Source organism: Bradyrhizobium sp. AUGA SZCCT0177 (assembly GCF_018130125.1).
Taxonomy (GTDB): domain Bacteria; phylum Pseudomonadota; class Alphaproteobacteria; order Rhizobiales; family Xanthobacteraceae; genus Bradyrhizobium.
This window is the reverse complement of the sequence record NZ_JAFCMA010000001.1, coordinates 154,067-179,484: the sequence shown is the minus strand read 5'-3', so window position 1 is coordinate 179,484 and position 25,418 is coordinate 154,067. Positions and strand designations below refer to the sequence as shown.

Genomic DNA, 25,418 nt, shown 5'->3' with positions numbered 1-25,418 from the left:
GAATATGACTGCGTTACTTGAAGTGAAAGACCTGAAAGTCCGTGTCGAGGAGCGTGAGATCCTCCATGGGCTGTCGCTCACGGTGAACCCGGGCGAGGTGCACGCGATCATGGGGCCGAACGGCTCCGGCAAATCGACGCTGTCGCACGTCATCGCCGGCAAGCCCGGCTATGAAGTCACCGGCGGCGAAATCCTGTTTAGGGGCGAGGACCTCCTGGAGATGTCGCCGGATGAGCGCGCCGCCAAGGGCGTGTTCCTGGCGTTCCAGTATCCGGTCGAAATTCCCGGCGTCGCCACCATGAACTTCCTGCACGTGGCGCTGAACGCGCAGCGCAAGGCGCGCGGCGAGAGCCAGCTGACGACGCCGGAATTCCTGAAGAAGGCCTATGCGGCGGCGGCGAGCCTGAACATTCCGCGCGACATGCTCAAGCGCGGCGTCAATGTCGGGTTTTCCGGCGGCGAGAAGAAGCGCAACGAGATTCTGCAGATGGCGCTGTTCGAGCCGGCCGTCTGCATCCTCGACGAAATGGATTCCGGCCTCGACATCGACGCCCTGCGCGTCGCAGCCGACGGCGTCAACGCGCTGCGTTCGCAGGGCAGGGCCATGGTCGTCATCACCCACTACCAGCGGCTGCTCAACTACATCGTGCCGGATTTCGTGCACGTGATGTCCAAGGGCCGCGTCGTCAAAAGCGGCGGCAAGGAACTGGCGCTGGAGCTCGAGGCTTCCGGCTACGCCCAGTTCGAAGACGCAGCCTGAGGCGGGATACGGATTTTGTGATGAATGTGGCTTTGGTAAAAAATGAGACCGGGAGCGCGCTGAGCGACAGCTTTGCGATCGCGCGCGACCGGCTTCCCGGCACCGGCAAGGTCGCCGCGGCGCGCGAGGCGGCTTTCGCTGCCTATGCGCAAGCGGGCCTGCCGCATCGCCGGATCGAGGACTGGAAATACACCGATTTGCGCGCGCTGATGCGCGAGGTGCTGCCGCTGGCGCCCGCGCCGGATGCGGCGGAATTTTCGCGAGCAGCCAGCGCCGCCAAGCTGCACGCCATCGAAGGCGTCCGCCGGCTGGTGCTGGTCGACGGCGTGTTTGCGCCGAAGCTTTCCGAACTTGGCGGTCTTGAGAAGGGTCTCGGCATCCGCACCCTGCGGGAGGTGCTGGAAAGCGGCGACGCCGCGCTGCAGGCGCTGTTGTTCACGCCTGACAATGCCAATCCCATGGTGGCGCTGAACAGCGCGATGATGACCGACGGCGTGGTGATCGATGTCGCCGACGGCGTCGTGCTGACGCAGCCGCTGCAGATCGTCCATATCGCCAGCGGCACTGTGCCGGCGGCGATGTTCACGCGCTCGCTGCTGCGCCTCGGCAAGGATGCCGGTGCGACCCTGGTCGAAAGCTATATCGCGGCCGAGGGCCCCAAGGCCTATCAAGTCCACGATTCCCTGATCATCTCGATCGGCAACAATTCACGCCTCGACCATGTCCGCCTCAACGAAGACGGTCGCGACGCCTTCAATATTTCCTCGGGTGTGGTGAGCCTCGGCGCGCACGCGCATTTCAACACCTTTGGCATGATGTCGGGCGCCGGCGTCAGCCGCTACCAGGCCACCATCGTGTTTGCCGGCGAGGGCTCCAGGGTCGAGACCAACGGCGTCAATCTGCTCAACGGTAAACAGCACGCCGACACCACCCTGTTCATGGACCACGCGGTGCCGCACTGCGACAGCCGCGAGATCTTCCGCGCCGTCGTCGACGACCGCGCCCATTCGGTGTTCCAGGGCCGCATCATCGTGCGTCCGCATGCCCAGAAGACCGACGCCAAGATGATGACGCGGGCGCTGCTGCTGTCCGACGAAGCCGAGGCCGACAACAAGCCGGAGCTCGAGATCTTTGCCGACGACGTCACCTGCGGCCATGGCGCCACCACCGGCGCGCTCGACGAGAGCCTACTGTTTTACCTGCGCGCGCGCGGCCTTTCCGAGAAGGAAGCCCAGGCGCTGCTGATCCAGGCCTTCGTCGGCGAGGCGATTGAATCGATTGTGAATGACGGCCTGCGCGAGCTTGCGATCGCAGCGGCGCAGCGCTGGCTGGAGGCGAGGGGTTGACCATGCATCCGGCGGTGAAAAATGGCGCCTATGACGTGGTGCGGGTGCGGGAGGATTTTCCGGCGCTGGCGATGAAGGTCTATGGCAAGCCGCTGGTCTATCTCGACAACGCCGCTTCCGCCCAGAAGCCCACCGCCGTGCTCGATCGCATGACGGAAGCCTACAAAAGCGAATACGCCAACGTGCATCGCGGGCTGCACTATCTCGCCAACGCCGCCACCGAAGCCTATGAAGGCGGCCGCGCCAAGGTGGCAAAATTCCTCAACGCCGCGCGCACCGAAGAGATCATCTTCACCCGCAACGCCACCGAGGCGATCAACCTCGTGGCGTCGTCCTGGGGTGAGCCGAACATCAGGGACGGCGACGAGATCATCATCTCGATCATGGAGCACCATTCCAACATCGTGCCCTGGCATTTCCTTCGGGAGCGTCACGGCGCGGTCATCAAATGGGCGCCGGTCGACGACGAAGGCAATTTCCTGATCGAGGAATTCGAAAAGCTGCTGACCGATCGCACCAAGCTGGTCGCGGTCACGCAGATGTCGAACGCGCTCGGCACCATCGTGCCGGTCAAGGACGTGGTGAAGCTGGCGCACGCCCGCGGCATCCCGGTGCTGATCGACGGCAGCCAGGCCGCCGTCCACATGACGATCGACGTGCAGGACACCGACGCGGACTTCTACGTCTTCACCGGTCACAAGCTGTACGGCCCGACCGGCATCGGCGTGCTCTACGCCAAGCATGAGCATCTGGTCGCGATGCGCCCCTTCAACGGCGGCGGCGAGATGATCCGCGAAGTCGCCCGGGACTGGGTCACCTATGGCGACCCGCCGCATAAATTCGAGGCCGGCACGCCGGCGATCGTGGAATCGATCGGGCTCGGCGCTGCGATCGACTACGTCAATTCGATCGGCAAGGAGCGTATCGCAGCCCATGAGCACGACCTCGTGACCTACGCCCAGGATCGTCTGCGCGAAATCAATTCGCTGCGGCTGATCGGCACCGCGCGCGGCAAGGGACCGGTGATTTCGTTCGAGATGAAGGGCGCGCATGCCCACGATATCGCGACCGTGATCGACCGCCAGGGGATTGCGGTCCGCGCCGGTACCCATTGCGTGATGCCGCTTTTAGAGCGGTTCAATGTCACAGCCACCTGCCGGGCGTCGTTTGGGATGTATAATACCCGTGAAGAAGTCGACCATCTGGTGCAGGCGCTGATCAAGGCGCAGGATTTGTTTTCATGACCGACACAGCCGAAGCCAAAACCGCCAACGAAGTCAAAGCCAACATGGAAACCCAGTCGGCGCTGCCGCCGGAGGAGACCGAGCGTCTCGGCGGCGAGATCGTGGCTGCGCTTAAAACGGTGTTCGACCCGGAAATTCCGGCCGACATCTACGAACTCGGCCTGATCTACAAGGTCGATTTCAAGGACGACCGCAGCGTCGATGTGATGATGACGCTGACCACGCCGAACTGCCCGGCGGCGGGCGAACTGCCGACCATGGTGGAGAACGCCGTCGCCAGCGTTCCCGGCGTCGGCGTCGTCAATGTCAATCTGGTCTGGGAGCCGGCCTGGACGCCGGATCGCATGTCCGACGAGGCCCGCCTCGTGTTGAATATGTGGTGATGCGTTAACGGCTCAACGGGAAAATAACCGGCATTGATTTGCCGCTGGGATTGACCACATGAATGACATGACGCCCACAGCACCCACACCCGCCGCCAAGCCGAAGCCGCGGCCGCGCCCGCAGATCATGAAACTGACCGAGGCGGCGGCAGAGCGCATCACGGAACTGACCAAGCGCGCCGATTCCGAGATCGTTGGCCTGCGCGTGGGGATCAAGAACGGCGGCTGCGCCGGGCAATCCTACACGGTCGAATACGCCCATGACGTCCGTCCCACCGACGAGGTGGTCGAAGACCGCGGCGTCAAGATCCTGGTCGATCCCAAGGCCGTGTTGTTCCTGCTCGGCACCGAAATGGACTACAAGGCCGACAAGATGCAGGCCCAGTTCATCTTCAACAACCCCAACCAGGTCTCCGCCTGCGGTTGCGGCGAGTCGGTGCAGCTGACGGCTGCGAAAGTGTAACCCTTGACAGGCATTCCGGCCTCATCCTGAGGAGCCGCGCTTTTGCGCGGCGTCTCGAAGGATGGCTGCAAGCGGGATCGCGGGCCGCATGGTTCGAGACGCGCAAAGATGCGTTCCTCACCATGAGGGTCTAATGTCGAGGTTGAAGCCAGCATGGATCGCGATTTCCTGATCGACCTGTTTGCTGATTTCGGTCCGGTGACGATCCGCCGGATGTTTTCCGGCTTCGGCATTTCCGCTGACGGCACCAACTTCGCACTCGCGCTGCGCGCTGGGCTGTATTTCCGGGCAGATGAGACGACGATACCGCTGTTCGAGGCGGAGGGATCGCAGCCGTTTTCGTATCAAACCCGCACCAAAACCGTGACCGTGAATTCGTATTGGCAATTGCCGGCGCGGCTGTTCGACGATTCGGAGGAACTGAGCAATTGGGCGAGGGCGGCGCTGGCCGCCGCGCAGCGCGCCGCGTTGCGCAAGCGTCCGAAGGCGCGCAAGGCCGCGAAGAAAGTTGCAAAGAAAGCTGTGGTGAAAAAGCCGGCGGCCAAGAAGAAACCGGCAACTCGTAGGGTGGGCAAAGCGAAGCGTGCCCACCAATCCAGATAAGGAACGGACCTTGGTGGGCACGGCATAAGAACGCCTTTGCCCAACCTACGGGCTCACCATGAAGGGCTGAACGTCAGGCCACCTGGCTGCGCTGGTCGTCGGCGAATTCGGGGTCGACTTCGCAGATCACGCGGTTGCGGCCGTTGCGCTTGGCGGCGTAGAGGCAGGCATCGGCGCGTTCGATCAGTGAATCCGTGTCGTCGTCCGGTTTCAGCATGGACACGCCGACAGAGATGGTGACGCGGCCGAGGATTTCGCCGGTGGATTTCTTCTTCAATTCCTTCGCCATCACGGCGCGGCGGATGTGATCGGCAACCGTCAGCGCCTGGCGCAGCGCAGTGTTGGGCAGCACGACCGCGAATTCCTCGCCGCCATAACGCGCGGTGATGTCCTGTCCCTTGATGGTCTGCTTCAGGGACATGCCGACGAGACGCAGCACCTGATCGCCGGTGAGGTGGCCGTAGGAATCGTTGAACGATTTGAAATGATCGATGTCGAACATCAATAGCGACAACGGCTCGCCGGTAACCAGCGCCGCCTGTACCGCCATCTCGATCGAGCGGTCGAAATATTTGCGGTTGCCAAGGCCAGTGAGCGGATCGGTCAGGCTCTCGGCACGGATGGCTTCCAGGCTGTGCTGGAGATTGCTGATCTCGCTCTTCGACAGCGACAGCCGGTTCTCCAGCGCCTTGTTGGTGTCGCGCATCTCGCGGGTGGATTTCACCAGCTGGTCGACCACAGCCTTGATCTGGTCGCGGTTCTGCGCGGTCGACAGTTTCTGGCTGGCGCCGCTCAGGCTGGCGTCGTAGCTCGCCGACATGCCCAGCGCCTCGGTGATCAGCGTCATTACGTCGTCGATCTCGCCGATCACGCGCGCGCCGACCTTGTCGATGCGGTCGGAGGTCTTGATGTGAGAGAGGTAGGTTTCGTAGATCTGTTCGAGGTCGGCTTCGCTGAGCCTGCCGTTGCGCGCCAGCGTCTCGTTGATGATCTTGTTGAGGGGGGCGTTGTATCCGGTGGCGTAGACGTACCAGATTTCATAGTTGCGAGGCACGGCGGTCTGCCGAAGCGACTTGATCTGGCCCATCGCGACTTCGGCGAAAGCCAGCGTGCGTTCGTGTTCGTCCAGCAGTTTCACCACTGATCCGTCCCTAATAGCGAGCAACGCTTCGCGCCGCCCAGCAGGCAATAACTAAAATTATCGCCGTGAAGTTAAGGGAGGAGAATGAACGCCCGGTAAACAGGGTTGTACCCTGTTCACCGCGTGGACGGCGTTGAACGCGTTAAACGCGGGCGCGCACGGGACGCAGCAAAAACGCCGGAAGATGCGAGTGATCGGCAGGCTCGGATTCGACCTCGCGCTGGGCGCGCCGCGGCTCGGCCCGGCCGATCGAGGGTACGCGGGAGGCCGGTGCCGGCGTTGGCGGCGTGAACGCTTCGGTCGCTGCCGGCGGCTGCGGGCCGGAGTTGCGCTCGCCTCCCTTGGCGTGGCGCGGTTCGCGCTCACCGTTGCGCGGCTCGCGCTCACCGTGGCGCGGCTCGCGCTCACCGTGGCGCGGCTCGCGCTCACGTCGCGGCTTGCGTCCGCCACGCGAACCTTCTCTCGAACCTTCCTTGACGCTTTCCCTGGAGCCTTCTTTCGCACCGTGGCGGGAGCCTCCGCGAGAGCCTTCTCTGCCGCGCGCCTCGCGCGGCGGGTCGATATCCCCTGACGCTTCCGATCGCACGGAATAGTCGCCTTCCGCACGGGGAATGGATTTTCCGATCAGCCGTTCGATCGCGGCCAGCGATTTGGTGTCGAGCGATGTGACGATCGAGATCGCGGTGCCGGCGCGGCCGGCGCGACCGGTTCGGCCGATGCGGTGGACGTAGTCGTCGGCATGATGCGGCACGTCGAAATTGAATACGTGGCTGACGGTGGGAATATCGAGGCCGCGGGCGGCGACATCGGAGGCCACCAGTATCGGGATTTCGCCGGAGCGGAATTGGTCGAGGGCGGCGGTGCGGGCCGACTGATCCATATCGCCATGCAGGGCACCGACACTGAAGCCGTGCTTTTGCAGCGACTTGTAGACGACGGCGACTTCGCGCTTGCGGTTGCAGAAGATCAGCGCGTTCTGGAGGTCCTTGGCGTCGCGCAGCAGGCGGCGCAGGATCTCGCGCTTCTCGTGCACCTCGCGCCCGCAGGCGACCTGGAACTGAGATACGCCCACCGCCGTGGTCGCAGGCTTGGAGACTTCGATACGTTCGGGATTGTGCAGGAAGGCTTCGCTGATGCGGCTGATTTCGGGCGGCATCGTCGCGGTAAAGAACAGGGTCTGTCGCGTGAACGGGACCAGCTTGCAGACCCGTTCGATGTCGGGAATGAAGCCCATGTCCAGCATGCGGTCGGCTTCGTCGATGACCAGGAGTTCGACGCCGGTGAGCAGCAGCCCGCCGCGCTCGGTATGGTCGAGCAGCCGGCCCGGGGTCGCGATCAAGACGTCGACGCCGCGGGTCAATTTGGTGTCCTGATCGCCGAACGAGACGCCGCCGATCAGCAGGGCGACATTGAGTTTCTGGCCAATGCCGTATTTGTCGAAATTCTCTTTGACCTGGGCCGCAAGTTCGCGGGTCGGCTCCAGGATCAGGGTGCGGGGCATCCGTGCCCGGGCGCGGCCCTTTTCCAGCATGGTAAGCATGGGCAGGACGAATGCAGCGGTCTTGCCGGTGCCGGTCTGGGCGATGCCGAGAACGTCACGGCGGGCCAGAACGTGGGGGATCGCCTGTTCCTGAATGGGCGTAGGGGTGGTGTAGCCGGTGGCCGCAACAGCGGCGAGAACCTTGTCGGAAAGTCCGAGATGGGAAAAAGACATTGAGCCTCTAGTCGACACCGCCGTTCGGAATCGAGGGTAATAAGGCTGTCGCGTTCAACCCCGAAACGGCGCGCTTTAAAAAGCTGGGGGCTCTGACTTACGCTGACGAGCGGCTAACCCAGGGGAATCGCGTGTCGATCCAGGGCCGCGTTGGCCGGAACATAGGCGCGAAACGGCCAAAGTCAATCTGGGAACCAGCCAAATGGCCGAAAAAGCTTAATGTTTTCGCACAAATAACGGCCAAACCGCCATTTGGCGGTCAAATGCGTCGAGCTTGCCGAGCCTGCTGCGGCGCGACCGGTCGCGCGCTCATACCCTATTTCCTTGTCGCCGCTTCCCTGAAATCGCCGGGCGTGATGCCCTGAACCGCGCGAAACACGCGATAAAATGTTGCGAGGCTGTCGAAGCCGCTGGCGAAGGCGATCTCGGCAATGGTCATGGCCGGCGCCTCGCGGAGCAGGCGGCGGCTTCGCTCGATGCGCAGCGCGGTGACGGTTTGCGAGAAGCTCATGCTGGATTCTTCGAACAGCACGTGCAGATGACGAACCGAGATCGCGAGCTGACTTGCGACGAACGCTGGCGACAGTTGCGGCTCGGCGATGTGGCGGGCCATCAATCGCCGCGCCAGTGACAGGCGGCCGGCCCGAACCGCGTACTGCGCAACCCGGCTGGTCGGCCGGACAACGCCGCGCTCGATCAATGTGAGGTGCGTGAGCGCCTGCACCAGCGCCTTCGTTGTCGCCGGATCGCTGTCGTTATCCGCTTCGGTCAGGTCGGTGAAACAGGATTCCAGCAGCGGGGTGAGGGTGGCGCGGTCGGTAAACGGTTTTGGGACGAGGTCGTGCAGGCCGGGTAGCGGCAGCAGAATGTCGGCCACCGGTACCTTCAGAATGCGAAGATCGAAGCCTTCAGCGGCGATCGGGACCGTGTGGTAGGGCAGATCCGAATAGCTCGTCGCAAACGTTCCGCCGGCGACGTGGAAGTCATCGACATTGCGGACCCTGAACCAGCCGCCGCCGCCAAGCTGCTGGCAGATGCAAAGGCTGTCGCTGGGTGCGTTGGCGATATCGGTCGCACTGCGTTCGACATGATAGCTCGAGGCGCGCAGTCCGATCAGGCCCGCGGAGCCGATCTTTCGAAGCGAGAATTCTCCGGAGAACTTTGGGCGGTGCTCCCGGTCGAGTTCGGCGGTCGCCCCAAAAAGCCCCTTGGAGCGCACCTCGCGCCAATAGTCGAAGCGCTCCTTCGGATCGACCTGATCGGTGGACCATTTAAAGACAGAGGTACCCTGATCTCCAGGAGGGGCATAGGCGACCGGCGCCAGACATGCCGCTCCTCTTAAAGCCGAAATAGCCACCCCCAGCACTCCTCCCCAAGATATGCCGCGGTGCGACAAATCACTCGGGAATCATGCCACGGCGGAGGAACCCGGTCCTGATGGGACGGCGGTGACTTTCTGAAATTTCTCTGATATTCGCTGTGCGCAGACCAGCCCTGAGAAGATTGCGGACATAAGTTGCTCTGTTTCGCCGGATTTGAACTTGACCCGGAACGCGCCAGGCTCCGCGGGCCCGGTGGCGAAGCGATCCGGCTGCGCCCGAAATCCTTCGACATGCTGCAGCTGTTTGTGACCAACGCCGGGCGCGTTCTCAGCAAGCAGGACCTGATTGACGCGATTTGGCCGAACGTCCATGTGGGCGACGACAGCCTTTTCCAATGCGTCCGCGAAATCCGCGCCGCGCTTGGCGACGACCAGCGCCAATTGATCAAGCTGGTTTCCGGCCGCGGCTACCTGTTCGACGGGCAAGTGACGGCCGGGCCGGGCGGCCTTGGCGCGGCTGATCAAGCACCGCCTCCGGTCGCGACGGCCGACGCCGATCCTGTCGCCGCGGCGTCACCCAAGCTCGCGGCAGAGCCCGTCCGGAAACGGCTCCGCTTCGGCTTGCGCGCCGCGCTTGCGACGGCGGCCGGGCTCGGTGCTGTCATCGGCCTAGCCGTCGCCGCGCCGATCTTCGTGCCCGATTTCATCTTCGCGCGAAAACCCCCCACCGTTGCCGCAGAGCAGCTCGTTGGGGTGGGTGAGGGCCAGAAACTTGCCGAGTTGGCGGCGAGCGTGGCTGACCGCCTCAGCGCGGCCGTCAGCCTTGCCGCCGCAGCACCGGTGCTCACGCCCGATTCCATGTTCCCACGAAAGTCTCCGACCATCGCCATGATGCCGATCGTCGGCGTCGGTGATAGCCAGTTGGTTGCCGAGATGGCGGGGGACGTGACCGACCGGCTCACCGACGGCTTGGCCAGGATCGACAAGTTGCGCGTGCTGGCGCCGCGATCTCAAACGGCTTCGGCGGTGCCCCAGCCCGTCGCCGCGCACCCGGAGGCCGACTTCGTGGTGAGCGGCGAGTTACGGTTGGAAGGCGGGGCCTGGACCATCCAGGCGCGCATGAGCAATGGCGCCACTGGCGAGGTACGCTGGAGCAACTCGGTTTCGGTCGGCATCGAGAAGTCGGACATGACGCTTCAGCAGATCCGGCTCGCCGCGGGCGTCGGCCATCCGCTGGCGCTTCGCATCAATGCGATGATCAATGCCGGCCCGGCCGCGACCGACGACGAACTGGCTGGCGGCGCCGCCAAGGTCGTTATCGAGCAGGCGATGGCCTCGATCAACCAGACAACGCCGGAGCGTTTCAAGGCCGCGCAAACCATGCTGGAGAAAGCCATCGCGGCCGATCCCGGCAATGTCGATCTTGCCGCCGCGTTGGCCGCGCACTTGCTGCGCGGCATCCAGATGACCTGGTACAACAAGGCCGATGTTGCCGAGACTCAACGCGCCGCGCAGTCGATGCTCGAGCAGGCGCTGCGGGCGAAGCCGACCTACATCCCCGTGCTGGAGGCGTATTGCCGCCTTCTCAACACGACAAACCAGTTCATCGAAAGCCTGGTGGCCTGCGGCAGGGTGTTGACCTTCGATCCCTGGGACGGGCTCGCGATCTACAACCTGGGCCTCGGGCAGCTTCGGCTCGGGCGGTTCGAGGACGCGCTGGCGACGTTCAAATTAGCCGAACAATTCGATACGCCGCGAACGGCGCGCTGGACCTGGCTGCTGGGAGCAGGGCTGACCTTGGTGGTGATGGACCGCGACGAAGAGGCGATCCCCTATCTCACGAAATCGATTGCGATCACGCCGGCCACCGGACGATCGCATGCGGTGCTGGCAATTGCCTACCAGCGCACGGGCCGCACGGACGAGGCCAAGGCAGCCTTGGCCAAGACCATGGAACTGCGGCCCGGCTCCACGGTCGCCAACATCAGGCTTGATCCCAGGAATGCCAGCCCCGTGTATAACGAAGCTGCCAAGCGTGTGGAGGATACTCTCCTGGCGCTTGGTATGGCGGCGAAGTAGCGGTCTCGCATCTGACTTACGTGGCGGAAATGGGGCTCTGGTCCTGCCTGCAGCATTGAACCGCCGGCGTGGCTTTATCGACTACGACAAAAGCGGTCCCGCGCGGCCGCGCATCATTGCGGGGAACTGATTATGACGAGCTGGTTACGGCCCAAGGCGCGGTCCAAAGCCGGGCGGCTTTCCGGACTGGCATTCGGCATTGTCGCCTCGTTGCTGGCGTTCGCTGCCCCCGCTTATGCCGAAAAACGCGTCGCGCTGGTGATCGGCAATAACGACTACCGGAACGTGCCGAAGCTGCAGAAGGCCGTCAACGACGCCCGCACCATGGGCGATACGCTGAAGCAACTCGGTTTCACCGTCATGGTCGCCGAGAACCAGACGCGCCAGGCTTTCAGCCAGAGCCTGCTCGCGTTCGACAAGGCGGTCGGCAAGGGCGACACCGCGTTCTTCTTCTATGCGGGCCACGGCTTTGAAATCGCCGGCCAGAACTTCCTGCTGCCGACCGACGTGCCGGCGGCAACCGAAGGCCAGGAGGAACTGGTGCGCGACGCTTCCATCCTCGCGGACCGCATCATCGAGCGCCTGCAGAACAAGGGCGCGCGAACCGCCATTCTGGTGTTCGACGCCTGCCGCAACAATCCGTTCGAGCGCTCCGGCACCCGCGCCGTCGCCGGTGGTGGCGGCCTCGCGCCGATGACGCAATTGCCGGAAGGCGTGTTCTCGATATTTTCAGCGGGACCGCGGCAGACCGCGCTGGACCGCCTGTCGAACGACGATGCCAATCCCAATTCGGTGTTCACCCGGACCTTTACCAAGGAACTGACGCAGCCAGGCGTCAACCTCGTGCAGGTCGCGCAACGCACGCGGCGGCTGGTCAGCGAGTTGGCGGAGACCGTGCGCCACAAGCAGATCCCGGTCTATTTCGACCAGATGGTCGATGACGTATTCCTGAGCGGCACGGCGAAGGCCGCGCCCGAGGCTGCCGTCGCCAAGCCTGCGGAGCCATTGCAGAAGGTTGCAGCGTTGCCGCCGGTGCACCGGTTGGCGCCGTCGAACGATTCCGTCAACGCGCCGATCGCGATGTTCTCGCGCCATAATAGCGGCTGGACCGTGGTGTTCTCGATCGCCGATCCGACGCTCGGGATTTCGTGGCGGATGGGCGAGGCCGGCGATTTCCGCGAGACCGGCTTCATCGACACGCTCGATCCGCGGACCCGCAAGCGGATGCCGAACCCGTCGATCGAGCTTCCGGCCGACGCGCCGGCCGCCACGATCCAGGTGCGCTATGTCGATACCAATGGCGAAGTGCAGGGGCCGTTTCCGATCCGCTTCGATCCCGAGGCGGCGCTGATCCGCGACCAGCGCAAGGTACTCGACATGACCGCGACCAGCTGGCTGTCGTTTCGTGAATTCAACGGGCTCCTGGTCTATTACACCCATCTGATGTCTTACCGCTGTGCGATCCGCGAGGTGCGCGTCGGCATCGACAGCGCCGTGCCCGACCAGGTCCTGAAAATGCCGCCGTGCGATCCCAAGGATCCCAGCGTCATCCCGCGCGAGGCGCAGCCCTACCTCAAGCTTGCGCCGGCGACCAAGTCGGTTTCGGTCGAGCTGGTCTACCGCGACGGCAGCGTGTCCGAGATCAAGAGCTTCCGACGCTAAAGCGTTTTCGAGCGAAGTGGATACCGGTTCGCGTCGAGAAAACGCGTCAAATCAAGAATCTAGAGCCCCGTTCCGATTCCATCGGAACGGAAAAGGCTCTAATCCAGCCAGCGTCGTCCGATTGAGCTACAATCCGCTCGGAGGTCGATCATGGACGCAGGCAGTTTTTCGCGGCAGCCCCCGGGGCGCACGATGAAGGTTCGCTGCTGCATCGTTGGCGGCGGGCCCGCCGGTATGATGCTCGGATATCTCCTGGGCCGCGCCGGGATCGATGTCGTGGTGCTGGAAAAGCACGCCGACTTCTTTCGCGATTTTCGCGGCGACACCGTGCATCCCTCGACCCTGCAGGTGATGGACGAACTCGGATTGATCGACGGATTCCTGAAGCTGCCGCATCAACGGCTGCAGAAGATGGAAGGGTTGTTCGGCGGCGCATCGGTGCGGATCGCCGATCTCAGCCGGCTCAAGGTGAAATACCCCTTCATCGCCTTCATGCCGCAATGGGATTTCCTGAATTTCCTGCGCGAAAGCGGCAAGCGGTTTGCCTCGCTCAAGGTGATGATGAGCACCGAAGCGACCGATCTAATTGAGGACGGCGGCCGCGTCGCGGGCGTGCGCGCAAACACGCCGGAGGGCATGATCGACATCGAGGCGGATCTCACCGTCGCCTGCGACGGCCGCCATTCGCTGGTGCGCGAGCGCGCGGGCCTTGCGGTCGAGGAAATCGGCGCGCCGATGGACGTGCTGTGGTTCCGCGCGGGAAAACGCGCGAATGAAACCGAAAGCCTGTTTGCGCGCGTTGAGCCCGGCAGGATGATGGTGATGTTCGATCGCGGCGATTACTGGCAATGCGCCTATATCATCGCCAAGGGTGAGTACGACGCCGTCAGGGCGAGGGGCCTGCCGGCGTTTCTGGACGACGTCGCGCGGGTCGCACCGATCCTCAAATCCGGCCTTGCCGACGTCAAAAGCTGGGATGACGTCAAGCTGCTCACGGTTGCGATCAACCGTCTGCCGCGCTGGACGCGGCCGGGCTTGCTGTGCATCGGCGATGCCGCGCATGCGATGTCGCCGATGGGCGGCGTCGGCGTCAATCTTGCGGTTCAGGACGCGGTCGCGACCGCCAACCTTCTGGCGGCCAAGCTCGTCAACGGCTGCCCGCCGGAGGACGAACTGGACGCGGTGCGCCAGCGCCGCGAATTCCCGGTGCGGATGACGCAGCGGATGCAGGTCGTGGCGCAAGACAACATCGTCAGCGCCGCGCTGAAGCCCGGCAATAAGCCGCTGAAAGCGCCACTGGTGATGCGCCTGATCACGGCGGTGCCATGGCTGCAGGGCATCACGGCGCGCTTCATCGGGCTCGGCGTCCGGCCCGAGCATGTGCAGTCGCCGGCATCCGCGGAACACTAAAACAAGCTGGCTGCGGCTACGACATCACGCGGCGTCTCTGTAGCGGCCCCGCCACAGTAAGCGACAATCCGTCTGGCTCGCGACGTTGCAGCCCTCGCAGTGCCCACGGCGACAAGCCCGGTGCCAGCCGGGACACGTCGGGATTTCGGTTGTCGATGTACGCTCCCCAACTCTGATAGAGGGGATTATTCAAAGTGAAGAAACTGGCGCTCGCCCTGTCCACGGTTGCGGCATTTGCCGCCCCGACTTTCGCGGCGGATCTTCCCGCCCGCACCTATTCCAAGGCACCAGCAATGGCCGTAACGGTGACAGACTGGACCGGTTGCTATGTCGGCGGTGGCGGTGGTTACGGCATGTGGAACCAGGAAAACTCGACCTTCGGCGGCGGCCCGCCCCCCATTCCGGCTGGCGATACCGTAACGACGGGCGGTCGCGGCTATTTCGGAACGGTGCAGATCGGTTGCGACTATCAGTTCGCGGCAGCGGGTGGAAACTTTGTTGTCGGCGCCTTCGGCGATTACGACTTCGCCAGCCTCAAGGGAACGCTTGCTCCCTCCGGTGCCTCTATGGTTGGTGAGGAAAAGATGAGTTCGGCCTGGGCGGTCGGCGGCCGTCTCGGCTGGCTGGTCAGCCCCAGTTTCCTGACCTATTTCTCGGCCGGTTATACCGAGGCGACTTTCGACCGCACCAATTTGAGCTTCAACTTCCCGCCCTTCGTTTCAGCCAATCGTTTCCTGGACAAGCAAACCTATAAGGGCTGGTTCGTCGGCGCCGGCAACGAATATGCACTGGATATCCTGCCCGGCCTGTTCTGGAAGAACGAATATCGCTTCTCGGAATTCGACGCGGCAACTAATTCCATTCGATTGACCGCAACTGGATTGCCAAGTGGCGTCTCAGAGGATTCCAAGAAATTCGTCCACACGGTCCGGAGCGAGCTGGTCTACCGCTTCAACTGGGGCGGATCGGCCCCAGCCAAGACTTACGCCAAGGGTCCAGCTTCGCCCACGCCAGTGGTGAACTGGACCGGGTGCTATGTCGGCGGCGGTGGCGGCTATGGCCTTTGGAACCAGGAAAACACCACTTACGATGACGGTCCGCCCCGGACCCGGTTCAGCGAGTCGGCGACCACGGGGGGCCGTGGCTATCTTGGAACGGTGCAAGGCGGCTGCGACTACCAGCTGGGCGCTGCAGGCGCGCGCTTTGTCGTTGGCGCCTTCGGCGATTACGATTTCAGCAGCCTCAAGGGAAATCTCAATCCGCAGCGTGTTAACGGCGTTGGCGACGAGAAGATGAGTTCGGCCTGGTCGGCTGGCGGCCGTCTCGGTTGGTTGGCGCTGCCCAACCTTCTGACTTATGTCTCGGTCGGCTATACCGAAGCGACCTTCGACCGCACTGATTTTACCGGCATCTCTGCCCCCTTCGGTGTTCCGGCCGGCCTCTTTACGGACAAGCGCACCTACAAGGGCTGGTTCATCGGCGCCGGCGACGAATATGCGCTGAACTTCCTGCCCGGCCTGTTCTGGAAAAACGAGTATCGCTTCTCGGAGTTCGATGTGGCGACCAATCCCATTCGGATCACTGCAACGGGCTTGCCGACTGGTGTCTCGATCGACTCCGAGAAATACACCCACACCGTTCGCAGCCAGTTGGTCTACCGCTTCAACTGGGGTGGCGGTGCGGTCGTTGCGAAGTACTGATCTCTGCTCAATCAGCAGCTGAAAAAGCCCCGGCATCGTCCGGGGCTTTTTTCGTTGCGGAAGTACTTCAGCGTGACGCGGGCGCTATCCCATGACCGAGAAACCACCGTCGATCGGGATCGCGGTGCCGGTGGTGAAATCGGACGCGGGCGAAGACAGAAACACCGCAATCCCGGCGAAATCGTCGATCACGCCCCAGCGCGCTGCCGGCGTGCGCGCCAGCACCTTGTCGTGCAGCCCGTCGATCTGCGCGCGGGCGCCCCTGGTGAGATCGGTGTCGATCCAGCCCGGCAGCACCGCGTTGACCTGGATGTTGTCCGCGGCCCAGGCCACCGCGCAGGCGCGGGTGAACTGCACGATGCCGCCCTTGCTCGCAGCGTAAGCCGACGCAAAGCTGGCGCCGAAGATCGACATCATCGAACCGATATTGATGACCTTGCCGCCGCCGGCTTGTTTCATCGCAGGGTAGACCGCCTGCGAGACCAGGAAGGCGCTGGTTAGGTTGGTCTGGATCACGCTGTTCCACTCGGCGAGATCGAGCACATGCGGCGGTTTGCGGATGCTGATGCCGGCATTGTTGACGAGGATGTCGATCCGGCCGAGTTCGCCGGCCACGCGCGCGGCCATGGCATCGACCGCCGCCTTGTCGGTGACATCTGCGATTACCGATATCGCCTTGGCGCCGTTGCGCGCGAGCTCGGCGGCCGCGGCAACCGATTTGGCTTCATTGCGCCCGACAACCGCAATCGCGGCTCCGGCGTCCGCCAACCCGCGCGCCATGCCGAGGCCGATGCCGCCATTGCCGCCGGTGACGATGGCGACCTTGCCGCTGAGATCGAACAGTTTTGTTTTCATTGTTGTTGTCCCGTTGTTGTTATCGGCCGCGATCAGCTCTTGCCTTGCCAGATCAGGATCAGGCCGAGGGCGCCGAGCACGGCACCATAGCCCGCCCATTGCAGCTGGTTGATCATGAAGCTCGATTGCGGCCAGGTGATCGCGCCGGTGCCCTGGCCGATCCAGAGCAGGCCGACGGCGAGCGCCAGAAAGCCAACGATCAAGAGCAATCTGGCCATGGATACTCCCCGCCGCTTTTGAACGGCTTGACCGGCGTCCCCGGAAACCATTGCCGAGGCCGACCGAGGCTGTCGATCGAATACAATGCGGGCGGCTTCGGCAAGGGCGGAAATGATCAGGAGACTGATGATCGGGGGCAGGCTGCGCCGCGCTTACCAACAGCTCAAGACTGCAACTCGGGCCAGGAGCATGCGGGCGCGGCAACGACCTCACGCAACCAGACACAAAAAAGCCCCGGATGATGCCGGGGCTTTTGAGCTGCTGATTTAGCAGAGATCAATATGTCGATCAGTACTTGGCGACGACCGGGCCACCCCAGTTGAAGCGGTAGACCAGCGAGGTGCTGATGGTCTGCACGAAAGGCTTGAACGTGATATCGCGGCCAAACAGGGCGTTGGTGCCATCAAGGCGTTCCGAGAGACGCTTGCTGTCGAGATAGGCAGCGCGATATTCAGTTTTCATGAACCAGCCCGGCGCGGTGATACCGAAGATGTTCAGGTTGTTCTCGACGCCGCCGCCGACGAACGCGCCACCGGTGTTGAAGCGATCGGTGTGCAGACCGGAAGCAGTACCGGTGTCCGAATTCAGCAGCGTGCTGCCCGTCCAATACGTTCCGGTGTAACCGGCGTTGACGTAGGACAGAACGTTCGGGGCGACGAGATAGCCGAGGCGAGCACCGACGGCCCAGGCGGTTTCCATCTTGGTGGTACCGACGATACCCCCGGTAATCGAACCTGCGCCGATCACGCCCGCATCGCCGATATTGCCCTTGAGGCTGCCAAACGTGCCGTCGCCGAACACGCCGAACACCCACGATGGGCTCGCTTGCCAGTCATAACCAACGCCGACAGTGCCGAACCATCCATCACCACCCGTCCGGGTGTTCGTGCAAATAATGCAAGTACCGGTCGCGGTAGCATCGACGCCTCCGTTGGCATCCCAGACGCCGCCGCCGCCACCGCCGAAAATGTAAAAGCCCGTCCAGCTCGGAGCCATCGCCACCGGAGCCGGAGCCTTGGCATAGCGGGGGGCCATGTCGGCTGCGAGAGCCGGGGCGCTGAATGCCGCAACTGCGGTCAGAGCGAGCACTAATTTCTTCATTGTCCAAACCCTCAATCTTAAGCGTCGTAAACCGACCGCCCAAATGGTGCGCTTGCACCGATTCCCGAAACCCAGTGTCAGGACTATACGCAGTTCCGCCTGAAATGCTGTTGCAGAGCGGCCACACGCCTGGAGAAACCGATCAGCTGCCCTTAACCTGTTGGCTGTCTTGAGCACAAAAAAGCCCCGGACGATGCCGGGGCTTTTGAGCTGCTGATTTAGCAGAGATCAGTACTTGGCGACGACCGGGCCACCCCAGTTGAAGCGATAGACCAGCTCGGTCTTCGCGGTGTAGACGGTCAACTTGCGCGAGTCGATGTTGCCGCCGTTGGCTAGGTTGAACGGGGCGACGCCGGCACCGGCGCACCGCGTACCAGCAAATTGGCAGGTGAGGCTCGAGTCCCCGCGATCATACCAGGAGGCGCGGCCTTCGCTCTTCACGAACAGGCCGGGCAGGAAGTCGAGCTGATATTCGAAGCCGCTGCCGACGAAGAAGCCGTCAAACGTGCGGCCCGGAACCTGAAGGCCGGTTGCGCCGAACGCCGCGACGGTCTCCCGGAGATTGTAGGCTTCGGTGTGCGCCTGAGTGTAGCCGGCGTTGAAATAGGTCAGGAACGACGGGTTCACGAGATAACCGATGCGACCGCCAACAGCCCAGGACCAATCCATCTTGTTTTCGCCGACGAAGGTTTCGCCGGGACCGAACACGCGCCAGGCGTGGTCACCCTTGATGTCGGAGTAGGTGCCATCGACGAAAGCGCCGACAACCCAGCGGCCGCTGAACTGGTAGTCGCAGCCCACGCCAGCCGTTGCCAGCCAGCCATCCGAACCGGAGGTGGCGCCGAGGACGTTGGTGCCGAAGGGGGCGGCACCGTCGCGCGAGTAACGGTCGGTGCGGGAGATGCCATAGCCGCCACCGCCGCTGATCCAGCAGCCGGTCCAGCTTACGGCCGGGGCAACCGCGACCGGAGCCTTGGCATAACGGGGAGCCATGTCAGCCGCGAGAGCCGGGGCAGTCAACGCTGCCATAGCGGTCAGAGCGAGCACCAATTTCTTCATTGTCCAAACCCTCAAAATTAAGCGTCGTAACCGACCGCCCAAATGGTGCGCTTGCACCGATTCCATAAGCCCAGTGACGGGAATATACGCGGTTCCATCTAAAATGCTGTTGCGGCGAGAGCACATCCGCTCGAAAAGGAACCGCGGGAAAGAGCCTGAAAAATAGGCACGATCAGGTGCCCTCATGGGGTGAAACACGCCGAAACCGGCCGGTAGTCCAGATAATCGCGCGGCGTCGGCCGAAATCACCCCGGAGGTCAGACGTCCAGCAGATCCTCGCTGGCAAACTCCGCCTTGTCGGTGATGAAGGCGAATCGGGCCTCGGCCTTGGTGCCCATCAGCCGCTCGACCGAATCGGCGGTGCCTTCGCGGTCGTCGGCCAGCAGCACCACGCGCAGCAGGGTGCGCTTGGCCGGGTCCATCGTGGTTTCCTTGAGCTGCGCCGGCATCATCTCGCCGAGGCCTTTGAAGCGGCCGACATCGACCTTGGCATTGGCGTTGAATTCGCTTCTGAGCAGCGTGTCCTTGTGGGCGTCGTCGCGGGCGTAGACCGTCTTGGCGCCGTGGGTGAGCCGGTAGAGCGGCGGCACTGCGAGATAGAGATGGCCCTCGTCGATCAGCCGCGGCGTCTGCCGGTAGAAGAAAGTGATCAGCAGCGAGGCGATATGGGCGCCGTCGACGTCGGCGTCGGTCATGATGATGATGCGGGAATAGCGCAAATCTTCTTCACGGTATTGCGCGAGCGTGCCGCAGCCGATCGCCTGCATCAGGTCGGAGAGCTGGGCGTTGGCGGTGAGCTTGTCCTTGCCGGCGGAGGCGACGTTGAGGATCTTTCCGCGCAAGGGCAGCACGGCCTGGGTCTTGCGGTCGCGCGCCTGCTTGGCGCTGCCGCCGGCCGAGTCGCCCTCGACGATGAACAGCTCGGAGCCTTCGGTCGCGGTGTTGGTGCAGTCGGCGAGCTTGCCGGGCAGCCGCAGCTTCTTCACTGCGGTCTTGCGCGAGGTCTCTTTCTCGGCGCGGCGGCGCAGCCGCTCGTCGGCGCGCTCGACGACGAAATCCAGCAGCTTGTTGGCCTGCTGCGGATTGCCGGACAGCCAGTGGTCGAACGGGTCCTTGATCGCCTGTTCGACGATCTTCTGGGCCTCGGCGGTGGCGAGGCGGTCCTTGGTCTGGCCCTGGAATTCCGGCTCGCGCACGAACACGCTGAGCATCACGGCCGCGCCCACCATCACGTCTTCCGAGGTGATCGGAGCGGCGCGCTTGCCCTGGCCGATGCGCTCGGCGTGATCCTTCAGGCCGCGCAACATCGCGCTGCGCATGCCGGATTCGTGGGTGCCGCCGTCGGGCGTCGGCACGGTGTTGCAATAGGAGGAGAGGAAGCCGTCGGCGTCCGCCGTCCAGGCCACCGCCCATTCGCAGGCACCGTGGGCGCCGTTGCGTCCCGATTTGCCGGAGAAGATATCCGGGTGCACCAGCGTGTCGGCATGGATCGCGGCGGCCAGATAATCCTTCAAACCCCCGGGGAAGTGGAATTCGTCCTCGGCCGGCACCTCTTCGAGGCCGCGCAGCAATTCAGGATCGCAGCGCCAGCGGATCTTCACGCCACCGAACAGGTAGGCCTTCGAGCGCGCCATCTTGAACAACCGTTGCGGCTTGAAGGCCGCCTTGGCGCCGAAAATCTCGGTGTCGGGCTTGAAGCGGATGGTGGTGCCGCGGCGGTTGTTGATCTTGCCGAGCTCCTGGAGCTTGCCCTTGGGATGACCACGCTCGAAGGTCATCTTGTAGAGTTTTTGTTCGCGTGCGACCTCGACCTCGAGGAGCGAGGAGAGGGCGTTGACGACGGAGACGCCGACGCCGTGCAGGCCGCCCGAGGTCTCATAGACCTTGGAGTCGAACTTGCCGCCGGAATGCAGCGTGCACATGATGACTTCGAGCGCGGATTTCTTCGGAAATTTCGGATGCGGATCGACGGGAATGCCGCGGCCATTGTCGGTCACGGTCAAAAAGCCGTCGGCGCCGAGTTCGACCTCGATGAAGGAGGCATGGCCTGCCAGCGCCTCGTCCATGGCGTTGTCGATGACTTCGGCGAACAGATGGTGCAGCGCCTTTTCATCGGTGCCGCCGATATACATGCCGGGCCGGCGCCGGACCGGCTCCAGACCTTCGAGCACCTCGATATCGGCCGCGGTATAGCCGGCTTCGGCGCTGTTGGACCTGGCGGCGACCTTCAGCGAGGCGCGGCCCTTTGATTCATCGGCCCCGAACAAGTCGCTGGCGGATTTAGTTTTGGCAGCTGTTTTCAATGGCTTGGGCATGGTTCTTCATGTGATGCGCGCAACCTGGCGCAGCGAATCGATCTGTCTGACTATGCCACGGATGGGCTTAAAAAGTGACGGCCGGGCCGAACGCTGCAACCGCTCGGGCCGGCCGTACCACGAGATAAGTGCTGTTGTCAGGCGCGGAACACGGGAGAGGGGGTAAATCACGCACCGCGTCCGCCTTTGTGACTTGAAGTCACGCAACGGGCTGGCGTACCTGTTCCAAGGCCATGGGCTCGCGGGTTTGATTCAATGGCCGGATTGGGGCTGGGAAGGCGTTTAAGGGATGCAAGATTTTGCGCGCGCCCTGGCTGATTTCGTGCGCGATCATCAGGCCTGGGCAGCACCGGTTGTGCTGCTGCTGGCGTTCGGCGAATCGCTGGCGTTCGTCTCACTGGTCGTTCCGGCCTGGGGGGCTCTGGTCGCGATCGGCGCCCTGATGGGCGTCAGCGGCATCAACTTCTGGCCGATCTGGATTGCCGGCGGCATTGGCGCGGGGCTCGGTGACTGGGTCTCCTATTGGTTCGGCTTCAAATACAAGGAGCAGGTCGCTCAGATCTGGCCGCTGTCGCGCTATCCGGAAATCCTGCCGCGCGGCGAGGCCTTTGTAAAAAAGTGGGGCGTGCCCTCCATTTTCATCGGGCGGTTCTTTGGACCGCTGCGGGCGTCGGTGCCGCTCGCAGCCGGCATTTTCGAGATGCCGTATTGGCCATTCCAGATCGCCAATTTCGTCTCCGCGCTGGTCTGGTCGGCAGCGTTGTTGCTGTTTGGCGACGTGATCGCGCACATCATCGAATGGGTGTGGCGGTTGTTGTGACGCAAGCTCGCCCTGCCGGAATAAGCCGCCGGGGGCAGGGGTTAGCTCTCATGATGGGGAACACCGGGCTGCCTGCCGTCGCACCGGCGTCATCGCGCCAGCACTTAAGGGCTGGTAGAAGCGGCGGCAACCAGGGCCGAGAACACGTCACACGGACACGTCGATAAGCGGAAAATCCCGCGAACCGCATTCATCGTCTCACTGGAGGACATCACATGGATTTGACACGACGTTACGCACTCGCCGGTGCCGCGGCTCTCGCTGCTTCGCCTCTGTTGCCCAGCATGCCGGCCAAGGCGGCCGCGCCGATGGCCGACAAACAGGCGCCGAGCTTCTATCGTTACAAGGTGGGGGACGCGCAGGTGACCGTCATTTCCGACGGTGTGAACACGTTTGCGCTCGGCGATAGCTTCATCACCAACGTGAAGAAGGAGGAGGTCGCCGCGGCGCTCGAGAAAGCCCACATGCCGAAAGACAAGGTCAGCATCCAGTTCGGACCGCTGGTCATCAACTCCGGCGGCAAGCTGATCGTTCTCGACACCGGTAACGGCCCGGGCGCCTTCGCTTCCAGCAAGGGCGCGGTCGGCCAGTTCGCAACCAATATGTCCGCGGCCGGCATCGATCCGAAGTCCGTCGATATGGTGGTGATCTCGCATTTCCACGGTGATCACATCAACGGACTTCTGACCGCGGAGAACGTGTTGGCATTCCCCAACGCCGAGGTGTTGGTGCCCGCCACTGAATGGAAATATTTCATGGACGACGGCGAGATGGGCAAGCAGACCACGGAACGCATGAAGGGCGTGTTCGCGAATGCCCGTCGCGTTTTCGACGCAGGCCTCAAGAAGAAGGTGACACCGTACGAGTGGGGCAAGGACGTTGTCCCTGGTCTGCTCGCCGTGGAAACCGCCGGCCACACCCCGGGTCACACCTCCTATGTATTGTCGTCGGGTTCGGGGAAGGTGTTCGTCCAGTCGGATGTCACCAACATCCCCTATCTCTTCGCCGCCAATCCGGGCTGGCACGCCTTCTTCGACCAGGACGCCGCCATGGCCGAGAAGGCCCGGCGCAAGACCTACGACATGGTCGTGGCGGAAAAGCTCATGGTGCAGGGCTTCCACTATCCGTTCCCGGGCCTTGGGAATGTGGAGAAGGACGGCAGTGGGTATCGCGTGGTGCCAGCGCATTGGAACCCGGTGATTTAGGCTTTCCTTGCCCCAACGATCGAGCAAAAGGCCGCCCTTCGGGGCGGCCTTTGTGTTCTAGCCCGGTGTTTTGGCTTGACGATGGAACCGCGCGGCCCTATAGGCACGCCCATGATCAACGCTTCGACCAGCATCATCGCCCGCCGCCGCCGCATTGTCGCGGTATGGGCGGTTGTCTGCGTTTAAGATCATCGCCTCTGCCGCCGGATACGATCCGCGGCTCTTTCCCTTCAAGACACGCGGTTTGATCTGGCGGCTCCTACGTCAAGCAGGAGTTTGAAATGTATACGCCGCCTCCGTTCAAGCCCGACCGTACCGCCAGCCTGGCGTTTGCGGAAGCGCGCGGCTTTGGCCTCGTCTGCGCGTGGGATGGCGCCAAGCCGATTGCCTCACCGCTGCCGTTCTATCTCGGCTTTGCCGATGACGGGACGCCGCGCGCGCTGTTTCATGTTGCCCGTCATAATCCGCTGGTAAAGCTCGCCGGCGGGACCTCGTCCTGGCTGCTGGCCGTGAACGGCGCGGATGCCTATGTGTCGCCCGACTGGTACGTCTCGCCCGATCAAGTGCCGACCTGGCTCTACCAGGCCGTGCACCTGACAGGCACGGTACGGGCACTGTCCGACGACGAACTGGCCGAGCAGATCGAGACGCTCAGCGCCAAGTTCGAAAACTGGCTGTTGCCGAAGAAGCCCTGGTTGTCGTCGAAAATGACGGCCGGGCGGCTGGACGCCATGAAGAAGGCGATCGTGGGTCTGGTGATGACGGTTGAGGAGATCGAGGGCAGCTTCAAATTGAACCAGCACAAATCCGAGACCGACTATGCCGCCATCAGCAACGCGCTGGCGTCGCAGGGTGACGCTGATGCAGCCGAGATCGCAGGTCTGATGCGCGCGGCGCGCCCGCAGGCCTTCATGACCGACATTACCGACACAGCAGCAACGAACGAAGCGACGACGCTTGAAAGGAACGCGCCATGACCCTGACCGATATCAAGCCGCACACGATCGGCGACACCAGGAAGCCCACCATCTTTGTCGATGGCGCGTCCGGAACGACGGGCCTTGGTATTCAGGAGCGGCTGCGCCTGCAGGGCGACGTCGCGCTGAAGAGCATTGCCGAGGACAAGCGCAAGGACGCCGGCGCCAAGCGGGCGCTGATGGAGGAGGTGGATCTCGTGATCCTCTGCCTGCCGGACGATGCGGCGAAGGAAACCGTGGCGCTGATCGACGGCATGGGCGCCAAGGGACCCAAGGTGCTCGACGCCTCGACGGCGTTTCGCGTCGCGCCCGACTGGACCTACGGTTTTGCGGAACTCGCGCCTGACCAGGCCGACAAGATCCGGAGCGCACGGAAAGTCTCAAACCCGGGTTGCTATCCGACCGGCGGGATCGCGCTGCTGCGGCCACTCGTGGATGCCGGTCTGCTGCCGGCGGACTATCCGATCACCATCAATGCCGTCAGCGGTTATTCCGGCGGCGGCAAGTCGATGATCGAAAGTTTCGAGGCCGGCACCGCGCCGTCCTTCGAGCTCTATGGCCTTGGCTTCGAGCACAAACATCTGCCGGAGACGCAGCTTTACTCGCGCCTGACGCGGCGGCCTATTTTCGTTCCGTCGGTCGGCAACTACCGGCAGGGCATGCTGGTGTCGGTGCCGTTGCATCTCGACGCGCTTCCGGCCAAGCCCGATGGCGCCCAACTGCATGCCGCACTCGCAAAGCGGTACGCGGGCAGCAAATATGTTTCCGTGATGCCGCTCGAATACGCGACGTCAAAAACCGGACGCATCGAACCCGAGGCGCTGAACGAGACCAACATGCTCGAACTGTACGTCTTCGCGAGCGAGCAATATCCGCAAGCCGTGCTGGTCGCGCGTCTCGACAATCTCGGCAAGGGCGCCTCCGGAGCCGCCGTGCAGAACATGCGGCTGATGCTCGGGTTGGCCGACAGTTAGGCCCAAAGCCTTACGCTCAAGCCGGCATCACGCCATCAGCGCGATGCCGGCGCTGCCCGTTCGGCCG

The 25,418-nt window shown here is 63.3% G+C and carries 22 protein-coding genes; 14 read left to right on the top strand and 8 right to left on the bottom strand.

Annotated elements, in window-relative coordinates:
- Positions 1 to 4: 4 nt before the first annotated feature.
- From sufC to JQ597_RS00915, 6 genes are all read left to right on the top strand, one after another.
- A complete protein-coding gene (gene sufC / locus JQ597_RS00940; RefSeq protein ID WP_212261867.1) occupies positions 5 to 760 on the top strand; it encodes a Fe-S cluster assembly ATPase SufC in 756 nt (251 codons plus the stop codon).
- Positions 761 to 780: 20 nt separating this feature from the next.
- Positions 781 to 2,106, top strand: a complete 1,326-nt coding sequence (sufD, locus tag JQ597_RS00935; protein ID WP_212261865.1) for a Fe-S cluster assembly protein SufD — start codon at positions 781 to 783, stop codon at positions 2,104 to 2,106.
- Positions 2,103 to 3,350 carry a cysteine desulfurase gene (locus JQ597_RS00930; RefSeq protein ID WP_212261862.1) on the top strand — a complete coding sequence of 416 codons (1,248 nt, stop codon included), beginning with the start codon at positions 2,103 to 2,105 and terminating at the stop codon, positions 3,348 to 3,350. The genes sufD and JQ597_RS00930 overlap by 4 nt, the downstream gene beginning before the upstream one ends.
- Complete coding sequence (locus tag JQ597_RS00925; protein ID WP_212261859.1) at positions 3,347 to 3,733, top strand: SUF system Fe-S cluster assembly protein; 387 nt, start codon at positions 3,347 to 3,349, stop codon at positions 3,731 to 3,733. The genes JQ597_RS00930 and JQ597_RS00925 overlap by 4 nt, the downstream gene beginning before the upstream one ends.
- Before the next feature lie 58 nt (positions 3,734 to 3,791).
- Positions 3,792 to 4,196 (top strand): HesB/IscA family protein, encoded by a 405-nt coding sequence (locus tag JQ597_RS00920; protein ID WP_212261855.1) that lies wholly within the window; start codon positions 3,792 to 3,794, stop codon positions 4,194 to 4,196.
- Between the two features lie 153 nt (positions 4,197 to 4,349).
- Positions 4,350 to 4,799 carry a TfoX/Sxy family protein gene (locus JQ597_RS00915; RefSeq protein ID WP_212261853.1) on the top strand — a complete coding sequence of 150 codons (450 nt, stop codon included), beginning with the start codon at positions 4,350 to 4,352 and terminating at the stop codon, positions 4,797 to 4,799.
- A 73-nt stretch (positions 4,800 to 4,872) separates the two neighbouring features.
- Here the strand turns inward: JQ597_RS00915 and JQ597_RS00910 are convergent, their stop codons facing one another.
- The 3 genes from JQ597_RS00910 to JQ597_RS00900 all read right to left on the bottom strand — a co-directional run bounded on the left by JQ597_RS00910 (position 4,873) and on the right by JQ597_RS00900 (position 9,011).
- Positions 4,873 to 5,940, bottom strand: a complete 1,068-nt coding sequence (locus tag JQ597_RS00910) for a GGDEF domain-containing protein (RefSeq protein WP_212261850.1) — start codon at positions 5,938 to 5,940, stop codon at positions 4,873 to 4,875.
- Positions 5,941 to 6,082: 142 nt separating this feature from the next.
- On the bottom strand, positions 6,083 to 7,654 hold the full coding sequence (locus tag JQ597_RS00905) for a DEAD/DEAH box helicase (protein ID WP_212261847.1): 1,572 nt from the start codon (positions 7,652 to 7,654) through the stop codon (positions 6,083 to 6,085).
- A gap of 316 nt (positions 7,655 to 7,970) precedes the next feature.
- Entirely contained in the window at positions 7,971 to 9,011 is a 1,041-nt protein-coding gene (locus JQ597_RS00900) for an AraC family transcriptional regulator (RefSeq protein WP_349628766.1), read from the bottom strand.
- Positions 9,012 to 9,170: 159 nt separating this feature from the next.
- Between JQ597_RS00900 and JQ597_RS00895 the strand changes: the two genes are divergently transcribed.
- The 4 genes from JQ597_RS00895 to JQ597_RS00880 all read left to right on the top strand — a co-directional run bounded on the left by JQ597_RS00895 (position 9,171) and on the right by JQ597_RS00880 (position 15,826).
- On the top strand, positions 9,171 to 11,054 hold the full coding sequence (locus JQ597_RS00895; RefSeq protein ID WP_212261845.1) for a winged helix-turn-helix domain-containing tetratricopeptide repeat protein: 1,884 nt from the start codon (positions 9,171 to 9,173) through the stop codon (positions 11,052 to 11,054).
- Between the two features lie 132 nt (positions 11,055 to 11,186).
- On the top strand, positions 11,187 to 12,716 hold the full coding sequence (locus tag JQ597_RS00890; RefSeq protein WP_212261843.1) for a caspase family protein: 1,530 nt from the start codon (positions 11,187 to 11,189) through the stop codon (positions 12,714 to 12,716).
- A gap of 150 nt (positions 12,717 to 12,866) precedes the next feature.
- Positions 12,867 to 14,126, top strand: a complete 1,260-nt coding sequence (locus JQ597_RS00885) for an FAD-dependent oxidoreductase (RefSeq protein WP_212261840.1) — start codon at positions 12,867 to 12,869, stop codon at positions 14,124 to 14,126.
- Between the two features lie 194 nt (positions 14,127 to 14,320).
- Positions 14,321 to 15,826, top strand: a complete 1,506-nt coding sequence (locus tag JQ597_RS00880; protein WP_212261837.1) for an outer membrane protein — start codon at positions 14,321 to 14,323, stop codon at positions 15,824 to 15,826.
- An 84-nt stretch (positions 15,827 to 15,910) separates the two neighbouring features.
- On the opposite strand, the gene JQ597_RS00875 is transcribed toward JQ597_RS00880, so the two are convergent.
- The 5 genes from JQ597_RS00875 to parE form a co-directional block, all read right to left on the bottom strand.
- Positions 15,911 to 16,681 (bottom strand): SDR family NAD(P)-dependent oxidoreductase, encoded by a 771-nt coding sequence (locus JQ597_RS00875; protein ID WP_212261834.1) that lies wholly within the window; start codon positions 16,679 to 16,681, stop codon positions 15,911 to 15,913.
- Between the two features lie 32 nt (positions 16,682 to 16,713).
- Positions 16,714 to 16,899, bottom strand: a complete 186-nt coding sequence (locus JQ597_RS00870; RefSeq protein WP_212261831.1) for a hypothetical protein — start codon at positions 16,897 to 16,899, stop codon at positions 16,714 to 16,716.
- 289 nt (positions 16,900 to 17,188) lie between these two features.
- Complete coding sequence (locus tag JQ597_RS00865; protein WP_212261829.1) at positions 17,189 to 18,001, bottom strand: outer membrane protein; 813 nt, start codon at positions 17,999 to 18,001, stop codon at positions 17,189 to 17,191.
- A gap of 228 nt (positions 18,002 to 18,229) precedes the next feature.
- Positions 18,230 to 18,994: an outer membrane protein gene (locus JQ597_RS00860; protein WP_249133395.1), complete on the bottom strand. Its 765-nt coding sequence runs from the start codon at positions 18,992 to 18,994 to the stop codon at positions 18,230 to 18,232.
- A 323-nt stretch (positions 18,995 to 19,317) separates the two neighbouring features.
- Positions 19,318 to 21,375 carry a DNA topoisomerase IV subunit B gene (gene parE / locus JQ597_RS00855; protein ID WP_212261822.1) on the bottom strand — a complete coding sequence of 686 codons (2,058 nt, stop codon included), beginning with the start codon at positions 21,373 to 21,375 and terminating at the stop codon, positions 19,318 to 19,320.
- Between the two features lie 289 nt (positions 21,376 to 21,664).
- Between parE and JQ597_RS00850 the strand changes: the two genes are divergently transcribed.
- The 4 genes from JQ597_RS00850 to argC all read left to right on the top strand — a co-directional run bounded on the left by JQ597_RS00850 (position 21,665) and on the right by argC (position 25,351).
- Positions 21,665 to 22,195: a DedA family protein gene (locus tag JQ597_RS00850; RefSeq protein WP_212031317.1), complete on the top strand. Its 531-nt coding sequence runs from the start codon at positions 21,665 to 21,667 to the stop codon at positions 22,193 to 22,195.
- Positions 22,196 to 22,410: 215 nt separating this feature from the next.
- Complete coding sequence (locus tag JQ597_RS00845; RefSeq protein ID WP_212261817.1) at positions 22,411 to 23,400, top strand: MBL fold metallo-hydrolase; 990 nt, start codon at positions 22,411 to 22,413, stop codon at positions 23,398 to 23,400.
- Between the two features lie 281 nt (positions 23,401 to 23,681).
- Positions 23,682 to 24,377, top strand: a complete 696-nt coding sequence (locus tag JQ597_RS00840) for an FMN-binding negative transcriptional regulator (protein WP_212261814.1) — start codon at positions 23,682 to 23,684, stop codon at positions 24,375 to 24,377.
- Positions 24,374 to 25,351, top strand: coding sequence for an N-acetyl-gamma-glutamyl-phosphate reductase (gene argC / locus JQ597_RS00835; protein ID WP_212261808.1), 978 nt, complete (start codon positions 24,374 to 24,376; stop codon positions 25,349 to 25,351). The genes JQ597_RS00840 and argC overlap by 4 nt, the downstream gene beginning before the upstream one ends.
- Positions 25,352 to 25,418 lie beyond the last annotated feature (67 nt).